Source organism: Leptospira ainlahdjerensis, assembly GCF_016919175.1.
GTDB classification, from domain to species: domain Bacteria; phylum Spirochaetota; class Leptospiria; order Leptospirales; family Leptospiraceae; genus Leptospira; species Leptospira ainlahdjerensis.
In genome coordinates, this window is sequence record NZ_JAFFPU010000002.1 from 1 (window position 1) to 11,655 (window position 11,655).

Annotated in this window: 19 protein-coding genes; all 19 read left to right on the top strand. The window is 37.6% G+C overall.

Annotation, left to right across the window (positions count from 1 at the left end; all coding sequences use genetic code 11):
* Positions 1-421 precede the first annotated feature (421 nt).
* Positions 422-670 (top strand): ChpI protein, encoded by a 249-nt coding sequence (locus JWG45_RS00050; protein WP_205277765.1) that lies wholly within the window; start codon positions 422-424, stop codon positions 668-670.
* A complete protein-coding gene (locus JWG45_RS00055; protein ID WP_205277766.1) occupies positions 657-998 on the top strand; it encodes a type II toxin-antitoxin system PemK/MazF family toxin in 342 nt (113 codons plus the stop codon). Before JWG45_RS00050 ends, JWG45_RS00055 begins: the two co-directional genes overlap by 14 nt.
* A gap of 267 nt (positions 999-1,265) precedes the next feature.
* A complete protein-coding gene (locus JWG45_RS00060) occupies positions 1,266-1,559 on the top strand; it encodes a nucleotidyltransferase family protein (protein ID WP_205277767.1) in 294 nt (97 codons plus the stop codon).
* Positions 1,549-1,833, top strand: coding sequence for a HepT-like ribonuclease domain-containing protein (locus tag JWG45_RS00065; protein WP_232380436.1), 285 nt, complete (start codon positions 1,549-1,551; stop codon positions 1,831-1,833). The genes JWG45_RS00060 and JWG45_RS00065 overlap by 11 nt, the downstream gene beginning before the upstream one ends.
* Positions 1,834-2,441: 608 nt before the next feature.
* The gene (locus JWG45_RS00070; RefSeq protein WP_205277768.1) at positions 2,442-2,984 is read left to right on the top strand and encodes a hypothetical protein; all 543 of its coding nucleotides are present in this window, start codon (positions 2,442-2,444) and stop codon (positions 2,982-2,984) included.
* A 305-nt stretch (positions 2,985-3,289) separates the two neighbouring features.
* Positions 3,290-3,520 carry a type II toxin-antitoxin system antitoxin VapB gene (gene vapB, locus JWG45_RS00075; protein WP_205277769.1) on the top strand — a complete coding sequence of 77 codons (231 nt, stop codon included), beginning with the start codon at positions 3,290-3,292 and terminating at the stop codon, positions 3,518-3,520.
* Positions 3,517-3,918 carry a type II toxin-antitoxin system tRNA(fMet)-specific endonuclease VapC gene (vapC, locus tag JWG45_RS00080; RefSeq protein WP_205277770.1) on the top strand — a complete coding sequence of 134 codons (402 nt, stop codon included), beginning with the start codon at positions 3,517-3,519 and terminating at the stop codon, positions 3,916-3,918. The genes vapB and vapC overlap by 4 nt, the downstream gene beginning before the upstream one ends.
* 283 nt (positions 3,919-4,201) lie before the next feature.
* Positions 4,202-4,693 (top strand): hypothetical protein, encoded by a 492-nt coding sequence (locus JWG45_RS00085; protein WP_205277771.1) that lies wholly within the window; start codon positions 4,202-4,204, stop codon positions 4,691-4,693.
* A 317-nt stretch (positions 4,694-5,010) separates the two neighbouring features.
* Entirely contained in the window at positions 5,011-5,226 is a 216-nt protein-coding gene (locus tag JWG45_RS00090) for a DUF2191 domain-containing protein (RefSeq protein WP_118969643.1), read from the top strand.
* A complete protein-coding gene (locus tag JWG45_RS00095) occupies positions 5,226-5,609 on the top strand; it encodes a PIN domain-containing protein (RefSeq protein ID WP_118969587.1) in 384 nt (127 codons plus the stop codon). The genes JWG45_RS00090 and JWG45_RS00095 overlap by 1 nt, the downstream gene beginning before the upstream one ends.
* A gap of 224 nt (positions 5,610-5,833) precedes the next feature.
* On the top strand, positions 5,834-6,460 hold the full coding sequence (locus JWG45_RS00100) for a YiiX family permuted papain-like enzyme (RefSeq protein ID WP_205277772.1): 627 nt from the start codon (positions 5,834-5,836) through the stop codon (positions 6,458-6,460).
* Between the two features lie 298 nt (positions 6,461-6,758).
* Positions 6,759-7,055: a BrnT family toxin gene (locus JWG45_RS00105; RefSeq protein WP_118969216.1), complete on the top strand. Its 297-nt coding sequence runs from the start codon at positions 6,759-6,761 to the stop codon at positions 7,053-7,055.
* Between the two features lie 3 nt (positions 7,056-7,058).
* On the top strand, positions 7,059-7,265 hold the full coding sequence (locus JWG45_RS00110; protein ID WP_020775355.1) for a hypothetical protein: 207 nt from the start codon (positions 7,059-7,061) through the stop codon (positions 7,263-7,265).
* Positions 7,266-7,527: 262 nt separating this feature from the next.
* Positions 7,528-7,857: a type II toxin-antitoxin system RelE/ParE family toxin gene (locus tag JWG45_RS00115; RefSeq protein WP_205277773.1), complete on the top strand. Its 330-nt coding sequence runs from the start codon at positions 7,528-7,530 to the stop codon at positions 7,855-7,857.
* Positions 7,858-7,859: 2 nt separating this feature from the next.
* Entirely contained in the window at positions 7,860-8,159 is a 300-nt protein-coding gene (locus tag JWG45_RS00120; protein WP_205277774.1) for a helix-turn-helix domain-containing protein, read from the top strand.
* A gap of 1,287 nt (positions 8,160-9,446) precedes the next feature.
* Entirely contained in the window at positions 9,447-9,707 is a 261-nt protein-coding gene (locus tag JWG45_RS00125) for a type II toxin-antitoxin system RelB/DinJ family antitoxin (RefSeq protein WP_205277775.1), read from the top strand.
* Complete coding sequence (locus tag JWG45_RS00130; RefSeq protein WP_205277776.1) at positions 9,704-9,976, top strand: type II toxin-antitoxin system YafQ family toxin; 273 nt, start codon at positions 9,704-9,706, stop codon at positions 9,974-9,976. The genes JWG45_RS00125 and JWG45_RS00130 overlap by 4 nt, the downstream gene beginning before the upstream one ends.
* A 751-nt stretch (positions 9,977-10,727) precedes the next feature.
* Positions 10,728-11,111, top strand: coding sequence for a type II toxin-antitoxin system RelE/ParE family toxin (locus tag JWG45_RS00135; RefSeq protein WP_205277777.1), 384 nt, complete (start codon positions 10,728-10,730; stop codon positions 11,109-11,111).
* On the top strand, positions 11,108-11,389 hold the full coding sequence (locus tag JWG45_RS00140) for a helix-turn-helix transcriptional regulator (protein WP_205277778.1): 282 nt from the start codon (positions 11,108-11,110) through the stop codon (positions 11,387-11,389). The genes JWG45_RS00135 and JWG45_RS00140 overlap by 4 nt, the downstream gene beginning before the upstream one ends.
* Positions 11,390-11,655 lie beyond the last annotated feature (266 nt).

Genomic DNA, 11,655 nt, shown 5'->3' on the forward strand with positions numbered 1-11,655 from the left:
GTTGTTCATTCTTAAAAACAATTCTAAAGCATTAAATATTTTAGGAATTAAAAACTAAAAACGCCATCCTTGGCGTAATTTGTTAGTGCTTCGGCAAAAACGTCGCCTAACTTTGGCTTCTCACTTCGTTCGCGACTCACGGTTCCCGCTCGCGCTCACTCCGGGCTAAAGCCACATTGCTTTGTCACTTCGGTTCGCGAGCCGGCGCAAAGGCGCCTCGAACCTCGTGCCAAGTCCGGCGCGCACAAGCGCTTGGACACGCAACGTCGAGAAGCCTCTTTCGTTAGACGAAATGCCCTAAGTTTAGCTTGATATTGAAGAAGAAACCAAAAGACAATGTGTCGGCTTATTTTCTAAATTTGGACCCAAAATCAGTCTATTTTAAAGTTGACATTGGTATTACCAAAGTCATACCAAGAATATGAAAACGGCAATTTCAATTCCTGATGAGCTATTTAAAACTGCTGAGAAAACAGCCAAGAAACTTGGAATACCACGTAGCCAATTATTTGCAAAAGCATTAGAAGAATTTATTCAATCTCATAGTAAGGAATCTGTAACTGAGAAATTGAATCAAATTTACAACAACAAGTCCAAAGAAACTAAAAATAATATTACTGATTTATCCGTTGAATCGCTTCGCAAGAGTTTAAAAAATGATTCGTGGTGAAATCTGGTGGGTGGATTTAGGAATTCCCTTTGGAAGTGAACCTGGGTTTAAACGTCCTGTTCTCATAATTCAAGATGATTCTTTTAATCAAAGTAATATTAATACAATAGTTTCAATTGCAATTACATCAAATCTGAATCTTTCGGAAGCACCAGGTAACGTTCTAATTAGCAAGAAAGATTCAAATTTATCAAAAGACTCAGTCGTAAATGTCTCTCAAATTGTGACTTTAGACAAAGAAAGATTTCTTAACAAAGCAGGAAAACTCAAATTAAATAAATTAGATGAAGTTGAAGTAGGGCTTAAACTGGTTACAGGTTTAGATTAATAAGGGCACTTCGTCTAACTTCGGCTTCTCGCGGCGCTTCGGGATTGCTTCGCAACCCTCGCTTGGCCTTCGGCACATTTGCTTTGTCACTTCGGTTCGCGGGACAGCGCTAAAGCGCCTCGAACCTTGTGCCAACCGCGTCGCGCACAAGCGCTTGCGGACGCAAACGTCGAGAAGCCTCTCTCGTTATGCGCCAGTCCCGCAAAGCGAACCCAGGAAACGAAAATTCACTGGACAAATTGAAGTCGAACTAACAAAATTCTTATTATGACTCGCGATCAGGTTTTAGAAAATATTCGTAAAAACCTCTTAACAATTAAATCATTTGGAATAGAATCGATTGGTATATTTGGATCCGTTGCGAGAAACGAAAATAATCAAGAAAGCGATTTAGACGTACTTGTAAATTTCCGAGAGGGTCAACTAACCTTAGATTCTTACATGGATTTAAAATTTTACTTAGAGAATCTGTTTAATTGTAAGGTTGATCTAGTGACAAAATCTAGTATTAAGCCATATTTTAAGGAAAAAATATTACAAGAAGTTGTATATGCTGCGTGATCCCGGTGCTTATTTACAAGATATAATTGAAAGTATTAATGAAATCGAGAAATTTATCTTAGGAATAGACTCGAAGCAATTATTCATTACAAATATTGAAAAGAAACGAGCAGTTGAACGAGATATTGAAATTATTGGAGAAGCAGTAAAGAAACTTCCAGATGATTTACGAAATTTACACCCTGAAATAGAATGGAAGAAGATTGCAGGAGTAAGAGATATTCTCGCGCATGGTTATTTTTCAATTGATGACGATATATTTGGGACATCATAACAAATCGCTTATTCCCATTAAAAAAAGCCTGTATCGACTTATTAGAGAAAATTTGATACAACGGAACCGGCGCATAACTTCGACTTCTCGCTCCGTTCGTCACTCACGGTTCCCGCTCGGACTCACTTCGGGCTTCGCCACATTCGCTTTGACGTTCGGCTTGTGATCGCTCACTAAGGTTCGCTCAAGCCTCCGTCAATCCCTTCGCGCACAGGCGCTTCGGGAACGCGAACGTCGAGAAGTCTCTTTCGTTAGACGCCATTTCACAAAAGTAAGGAGTAAAAAGCGGAAATTGATAAATAACATAAATCAAATCAAAGTAAAGTTTCTAATTTAATTGAAACATGAAACAAGAGATATTCTTTTTTCTGCGTTCATATTGGAAAAGCCTTATGGAGTAAGAAATACTTAAAAGATTTGTTGGCAATAATCAACTACTTAGAATGGCTAGGGCTGACATTTTTTCACATAGGATGCGAAATCCAGATCTTAACTTTACTATTGACAATTTTGATAAAATTAATCATGCTAAATATAGAAATGGTGCATTTGAGGTAGCCTATTCCTCTTATTTACACCGTCTCCAACATTAAGAATATCTCTTAACAATGATTATAAAATTTCAGAAAAGATTAAAACAGAATACGTTATTTTTTATTAACACATTAGCTATATTTATTTCTATAACGAGCTTGGTCGCTTCTTGGTACGTCGTATATTTAAATACGAAAAATTTAAATTTAGAACGTCAATTCAAAGCAATTCGAGTTCTCAAAGATTACGGAACTTTAGGGGGCATAAATATTCTAAAGCAAATATATGATGAGGATGAAATAAATGCACTAGTAGAATATGATGTTCATATTAAGATTTTAGATTTATTTTCTAATGATAAAGACGTCCGATCTCAGGCTTATTTAGACATTATTAGTTTCCATTTTCATAATAATTTTGCTAATCTAGCCGAAACTTTAAACAAAGAAATTGGTCTTCATTTCTCCTCTCAGAAAAGACTGCACGAGAATATTCAATTAAGAGAAGTATGTGACTCTATTATCTATAGACACCTTAGTAAAAACCCTTCTAAAAAGGAAATGGAGGAGATTATGAAATTAACTAACATTTGGTGGATTCATAATCATAATAAATGAAACGGCGTCTAACTTCGTCTTCTCGCTCCGTTCGCCACTCGCGGTTTCCGCTCGGACTCGCTACGGGCTTCGCCACATTGCTTTGTCACTTCGGTTCGCGAGCCGGCGCTAAGGCGCCTCGAACCTCGTGCCAACCGCGTCGCGCAGAAGCGCTTGCGGACGCAATGTCGAGAAGCCTCTTTCGTTAGACGCAAGTCAGCAAAAATTTCTACTTTTTTCTCTATTTATCAGTTTCAAAATGATTTTGGCCGAATTATCGAAAAAATCATTGACTCTTTCTTATTCATATATATACTAAAATATATATGAATAAGGCTAAGATTTTTAAAAACGGTGATAGCCAAGCGATTCGTTTACCTAAAGACTATCGCTTTAAAGGCAAAGAGGTCTATATACGAAAAGATGGTGATAATGTTATTTTAACACCAATAGATGATGCCGTTGATAGATTTTGGAACACGGTTAATAATTTTCCAGATGATCTTATCATTGATCGAAATCAACCAACCGAGTATGACAAACGAAATAGAATATGAATCAATACTTGTTAGATACAAATATTTGCATTTATATAATTAATCAAAAGCCAGAATCCGTTTACAAAAAATTTAAAAAGATCAAGCTGGAAAACATCTTTATTTCATCAATTACAGAATTTGAACTGAAGTATGGTGTTCAGAAAAGTCTACATTTCGAAAGAAATCTGAAAGTCTTAGAAGACTTTTTAAGTTACTTGAATATTCTCCCATTTGTTAGTGAAGATACAAATAAAGCAGCAAAGATTCGAGTGGAATTAGAGAAAGTAGGGAAGCCAATTGGCCCTTTCGATCTTTTAATAGCTTCGCAGGCGTTATCTAATAAACTTACCATTGTGACTAACAATGAAAAAGAATTTAATCGGATTAAAGATCTTAAAATTGAAAACTGGCTTTAAAGATACTGACCAGCGTCTAACTTCGGCTTCTCGCGGCGCATCGGGATTGCTTCGCAACCCTCGCTTGGCCTTCGGCACATTTGCTTTGTCACTCGACTTGCGAGCCGTTCGCTAAGGCTCACTCAAGTCTCGTGCCAATCCTTTCGCGCGTTTCGCGCGCTTCAGGATCGCAAACGTCGAGAAGCCTCTTTCGTTAGGCGGCATCCGATATGAAATATTTTTTAATTCCATATTTCCCTATCCGAATAGTTTCGAATACTTTTATAAGGATGTGTTGATTGAAATGAAGATAAAGCCTACAAAAATACTATTAATATTACCGATTTATTTATCTTTAATTTCAAACTGTTCTTTCGTAAGAAAGCAAATTTACGGAAGTGAAATTAAAGCTGTCTTAGCTCAGGATGAAGCAGCTTATAATTCTTCTCAAAAAGATATTGAAGCTGGTGCAACTAAGACGCAGGCTTTGTCTACATATACTAAATCAATGCGTAAAATAGATACTTCAGATTGCCCAATGGGATTCAGAAATGCGTATTTAAGACATATCCAGGCTTGGGAACAAGTAGTTCAAAGTATGAAAGACAAAGAAACTGCATCCACGAGTCGCTTATTGATCGGCTTATTTTCATTATTTATTGGACAACCACAGGTTGCACTTACTTCATTTCTTAGCGAACTTCAAGCAGAAGGGGTTGATACATCACCAATTCGAACAACTTGGAACGAAGTTGAATTACAAGCGCAAAAATATGATGCTGTTATTGATTATTAATATTTTTAAGATAATCGGACGACCGCCTAACTTCGGCTTCTCGCGTCGCTTCGAGATCGCTACGCGACTCTCGCTTGGCCTTCGGCACATTCGCTTTGTAACTCGGTTCGCGAGCCGCGACTAAGGTCGCTCGAACCTCGTTCCAATCCTTTCGCGCGTTTAGCGCGCTTCAGGACCGCAAACGTCGAGAAGCCTCTTTCGTTATGCGAAATGCCTGCAAAACTTGATTTTAGAATTAAGTTTTGAGAGATAAAGAAATCGGAGAGAATGATAAAAAAGGCTGGCAAAATACGAAAGTATATCGTATCATAGATCGTATGAAAGTTACAGCGATTTTACCCGATGATTTGATAGCTGAAATTCAGAAATATTCTGGCGGGAAGAATATAACAGATTCGCTACAAAAGGCACTTTCTGAATGGTTAAAGCAGGCAAAAATTAAGAAGCTAAATCAGAAATTAGATAAATCACCATTAGCTTTCCAGAAAGGGTTTAGCAGTGAAAATATACGAAATCTAAATCGAGATAGATAATGGTATTAGTTGATACTTCAATCTGGATCGAGTTTTTCAAAAGAAATGAACCATATTTTAGCGAACTAAGAGATTTAATAGAATCTTCTGAAGTTATTGTCCATGAAGTAATCTTTGGAGAACTTCTGCAAGGTTGTAAAAGTAAATCAGAGATTTCATTTATATTAGACTATTGGGAAAATTTAAATACTTTGACATCAGAAAATAGTTTTCTTGAAGCAGGTAAACTATCCTACGAACAGAAGTTAAAGGATAAAGGCGTTGGTCTAATTGATTCAGTAATAATCAATGAAGCAACGAAAAGAAATCTGAAACTTTGGACCTTGGATAAGAAAATATTAAAAGTTTTAAATCCAGAAAAGATTTATCAGTCGAAACAATAGCAGGCACTTCGCATAACTTCGGCTTCTCGCTCCGTTCGTCACTCGCGGTTCCCGCTCGGACTCACTTCGGGCTTCGCCACATTCGCTTTGCCGTTCGGCTTGTTATCGCTCGCTAAGGCTCGCTCAAGCCTCCGTCAATCCCTCCGCGCACAAGCGCTCCGGGACGCGACGTCGTCAAGCTTCTTTCGTTAGACGTAATGCCTGCAAAGGACAAGTGAACAGGAATGAAACAGTACTTAAAACTCTTACTCTATATTCCGATTTTTTTAATGTCTCTCCAATTGAATGGCGATTCTTTTATGGATAAGCTTAAAGAAGGGGACCTAATATTCCAAGAAACGTTTTCAGAACAGGGGAAAGCTATTAAAATCGCTACTAAATCAAGATATACACATGTCGGAATAATTTTCAAATATAAAGGAAAACTAAAAGTATTAGAGGCAGTTGAGCCAGTAAAAATAACTGAGATCGATACTTTTATTTCGAGAGGAAAAAATAAGCATTTCGTAATTAAACGGTTAACTAATTCGGAAACGGTTCTCAACGAGGAAAAAATAAAATTAATGAAGTCGATTGGTGATCAATATATTGGAAAGCACTATGACATCTATTTTAACTGGTCCGATGAAAAAATTTACTGTACCGAGTTAGCTTGGAAAATTTTTAAAAAAGCATTGAACATTGAGCTTACTGAAGATAAAAGGTTGAAGGATTTCGATCTAAATAATTCAGCGGTAAAATATCTGATGAAGAAGAGATACGGGAAGAATATTCCACTAAATGATTTTGTTGTTTCTCCAGCCGATATGTTTTCATCTAAGAAATTAGAAACGATTACGGAAACGAACTAAGAGTAAATAGGGCAGGCACTACGTCTAACTTCGACTTCTCGCTTCGTTCGTCACTCACGGTTCCCGCTCGGACTCACTTCGGGCTCCGCCACATTCGCTTTGACGTTCGGCTTGTTATCGCTCGCTAAGGCTCGCTCAAGCCTCCGTCAATCCCTTCGCGCACAAGCGCTTCGGGAACGCGAACGTCGAGAAGTCTCTTTCGTTATACGTCATTGCTTTAAAATCTTTTAATTCCAAAAAGAAAATGGCTAAAATATTCTGATTTACTACTGCTTCATCTAAAATAATTCTAATCTAAATGCTTTTTGAATGGGATGAAAAGAAAAACGCTTCGAATCTTAAAAAGCATCAGATATCATTTAAACAAGCTTCTAAGGTCTTTTTAGATAAAGATGCAATCTACATTTCCGATGAAAACCATTCAGAAAATGAGGAAAGGTGGCTTGTTCTTGGAAAAATTGAAAATTTTACTATAATCGTAGTTGTTTTTGTGGACAAAACGAATAATGAAGAAGAAAAGTTAAGAATAATTTCCGCCAGAAAAGCTGATAAATTGGAAGAAAAAGAATACCTCCAAAGAATAGGCAAAGATTAAGAAATGAAAAAACATTACGACTTCTCTAAAGGTAAAAAAGGCGTCTTCTTTATAGAAGACAAAAAAAATATTCATTTGCCGATATATCTTGATAATGATATCGAGGAATATTTTTCCAAAATTGCCTCTTCTAAAGGTAAAGACTTAAATTCTATCATTAACAAAGTTCTTAAAAAAGAAGTAGAACTTCAAAAAGAACTTTCTATTTAGTTGTTTTGCAACGGCGTATAACTTCGGCTTCTCACTGCGCTTCGGGATTGCTATCGCAACCCTCGCTTGGCCTTCGGCACATTTGCTTTGTCACTCGGCTTGCAAGACGTTCGCTAAGGCTCACTCAAGCCTCGTTCCAATCCCTTTCGCGCGCAGGCGCTCCGGGACGCGACGTCGTCAAGCTTCTGTCGTTAGGCGTAATGGCTGAAAATGAATTCCAGATAAAGATTGACAGATATATCAAATTTGGTATATCTGTATTGTGAAGTTTAAAGTCCAGTTATTAGAACCTGCCGAAGAATTTCTTCTAAAACTGGAAAACAAACTCAAGGCAAAAGCATTCAGGACGATTGAGCTATTAGGGGAATTTGGACCTGAATTAAGAGAACCATTTTCTAAGAAAATTCAAGGTTTTGAAGGGTTATTCGAGCTGCGAATTAAGCAAGGTTCGAATATTTGCAGATTCTTTTATTTCTTTGAGAAAGGGCGGGTTGTTATTTTAACTTCAGGATATGTGAAGAAAGAACAGAAGACTAGTAAAGACCAGTTAATTAAGGCTTTTAAACTGATGAAGAGCTACAGTGGAGACTGAATATGAAACTTAAAACGAAAGACTTTGATTCGCTTCTAAGTAAAGAACTGAAGAATAAAGATTTTAAGAAAGAATACGAAGTTCTTTCTAATGAGTTTACTTTAGCTAAAGAAATCATTAAGCTGCGAAAAAAGAGGAATTTAACTCAAAAAGACTTAGCAGAGAAAATTGGAACCTCTCAACCAGCAATTGCACGTATTGAGTCAGGAAATTATAAAAATTTATCATTGTCATTGATTAACCGACTAGCCAAAGCATTAGATGCTGAACCGGTTATACATTTAAAAAGCAAAAATGCTTAAACTACATATCAGCCACTTCGTCTAACTGCGGTTTCTCGCGGCGCTGCGAGATTGCTTCGCAACTCTTGCTTGGCCTTCGGCACATTCGCTTTTAAATTCGGTTTGCAAGACGTTCGCTAAGGCTCACTCAAACCTCGTTCCAATCCCTGCGCACACAGGCGCTTCGGGAACGCAAACGTCGAGAAGCCCCTTTCGTTAGGCGACATGCTTAAAACTAAGCTTTATAAGAAGCAATTTGATTCTCAGAACTTCTTAAAATGTAGATAACTTGCATTTTGCTAGTTATAATTTCTTAAGCGTTTAAATCCGTTATCACAATAGAATCATGAATGTATCGAATAAAATTAATTCCATTATTGGAAATTAAATATTAAGGGATAAAGATATAAGATTAATTATCAAAATTATGAGGGAGATTTCATTCAAAGAATATTTTACTAAGACAAATATACTGAGATTTCTATATTTGTCTTTGGTATCTCAACTTCTAATTGTTATATTTACATTGATATTTACATTTAAAGTCGAGGCTATCGGTCTTAGTTTTTTACTGTTGCCTTTTTTCTTTCCTTCTATAATACTTCTTCTGCTTACAAAGTCGAACGCACAGAATCGAAGGTATGCTAAATTCTCGTTTTTGTATCCTATATTGGTAGCTGATCTTTTGTTTGCCGTAAATTATATTTATGATATTATATATCCATCGAATGACGGTAGCAGTCAAATGCTTGTGCTATTTTGTTTAATTCTTAATGCGCCAATACCTTTTTTATATCTAATTCATAAATATTCTTTGAAGTGATTTATGAAATAAATAAGTCTGTATTTGTTTCAAAGTCTTTTTCGTAAGTTTAATTGGTATTTCATCAAAGCAAAAATTCAAAAAATAATGCAACTTATTTCGCGTAATAAAGATTAGAGTGCAATTGAAAATAATTAGTTGAGTATAGAATTAAGCACGTCGACTAACTGCGGCTTCTCGCTTCGTTCGTCACTCGCGGTTCCCGCTCGGACTCACTCCGGGCTTCGCCACATTCGCTTTGACGTTCGGCTTGTGATGGCTCACTAAGGTTTGCTCAAGCCTCCGTCAATCCCTTCGCGCACAAGCGCTTCGGGAACGCGAACGTCGAGAAGTCTCTTTCGTTAAGCGAACATGCCGCAGGAAAATTTTTCCATATGACTGATACTTTTGAAGAAGAAGGAACAAAGGAACAGCTTTAAATCGACCAAATTTAGATCTTGACAACGTGGCTCAAACGGGGAACAATTGCGATAAGGGTAATTATAATGGCAAAAACCGCAATGATTCGCGCAAGGGTAGAGGATAGCCTAAAAAAGGACGTAGAAAATATATTGGATCATTTAGGTCTTTCTGCTTCTGAAGCTATTAATATTTTCTATCACCAAATTAAACTGAGTAAAGGGTTGCCTTTCCCAGTTAGAATGCCAAATAAAGTAACGCAGAAGACGTTTGAAGGAACAGATAAGAAAAAAAATCTAAAGTCTTTTAAATCAAAAGAAGATTTATTCAAAAAGCTGGAGATATGAAGTTTACTCCTAGCTATACTACTCAATTCAATAAAGATATCAAGTTACAGAAAAAACGTAAAAAAGATTTAAATAAGCTGAAAGAAATCATGTCTCAGCTTATTGATGACATTCAATTAGCATCCAAGTTTAAGGACCATAAATTAACGGGAAATTATAAGAATCGTCGGGAATGTCATATTGAACCGGATTGGCTTCTTATCTATAAGTTGGATGGTGATTCAATTATATTTGAAAGAACTGGAACTCATTCGGATTTATTTGATTAATAATTCTTAAAATATGGCGGCACGTCGCTTAACTGCGGCTTCTCGCTTCGTTCGCCACTCGCGGTTCCCGCTCGGACTCACTACGGCCTCCGGCACATTGCTTTGTCACTTCGGTTCGCGAGACGCGACTAAGGTCGCTCGAACCTCGTGCCAACCGCGTCGCGCTCAAGCGCTTGCGGGCGCAACGTCGAGAAGTCTCTTTCGTTAGCCGCCATTTGCCCAGGGGATGACGGAATAAGGCGCGGGGACGAAGCGGGGCAAGGGGAAATTCCGGATTTGTTCTTCTCTACTAGACTCACTTGATTCTAATCCCGAAATTAAGAAAGAAGTGTTATTGCTTCTCTCTATTGGTCTTTCCTTCCAGGAAAAACTTTAAAGTTCAAAAGTTACTATTTCTGTGATTAATGTTTTTTGAGCCCCTATCAGTCCCCGCGATGCAATTTGATATTGATTGGGCAAACAGCGGCTAACTAACGCTTGCCGCTTCGTTCGTCACTCACGGTTCCCGCTCGGACTCACTTCGGGCTTCGCCACATTCGCTTTGACGTTCGGCTTGTGATCGCTCGCTAAGGCTCGCTCAAGCCTCCGTCAATCCCTTCGCGCACAGGCGCTCCGGGAACGCGAACGTCGAGAAGTCTCTTTCGTTAGACGGCATCTGCTAAAAATGAATTTTGCAACTTGGCTTGATATTTAAGACGGTTTTGACTATTTTTGGAATTGACAGAACGTCATATATGATGTAAAGTGATTTGTGGTAAGAAAATGGAAAGTTTACTATTATTCGGAATCCGAGGACGAAGAAAGTGAAATCGAAGCTTTTATCAATTCGAAAGATGATAGAAATCAAGCGAAGATATTGGCTTGGATCGAGAAACTTGAGGAATTAGGGCCAAATTTACCAAGGCCTTACGCTGATATATTAAAAGACGGTATTCATGAATTACGAATTAAACTTTCCGGAGATCAGGTTCGTATTTTATATTTTTTCTGTTATAAAGACTACGTTATACTAACAAATCAATTTATTAAACGATCTGATAAAGTTCCGAAGTCTGAAATAGACAAAGCTGTAAAGAGGAGAGAAAAATTTCTTAAAAAATATCCGGAAAAAGAAATAGGGAAGTTATTATCATGAAATCATTTAGAACACATTTAAAATCTAAACTTAAAAACGAGAAATTCAAAGAAAAGTTTCAAGAAGAAAAGGAACTAATCAATTTATCCTTAGAATTGCATGATTTACGGGAAAAGAAAGGTCTTTCTCAGTCGGAGCTAGCAAAAATGGCTCATGTAACTCAACAACAACTTTCGAAAATTGAAAATGGTATAAATTGCAATCTCACAACTTTTTTGAAAGTATGTCACGCATTAGATCTAGAAGTAAAGGTAAGATCTCGCAAGAATATTGCTTGAGTTTAAAAGCAGACGCCGTCTAACTTCGGCTTCTCGCTTCGTTCGTCACTCACGGTTCCCGCTCGGACTCACTTCGGGCTTCGCCACATTCGCTTTGCCGTTCGGCTTGTAATCGCTCACTAAGGTTCGCTCAAGCCTCTGTCAATCCCTGCGCGCACAGGCGCTCCGGGAACGCGAACGTCGAGAAGTCTCTTTCGTTAGCCGAACATGCCCCGCAAATTCTACGCAAAAATACCAAATTAGCGATTGACGAATGATAGTGTATA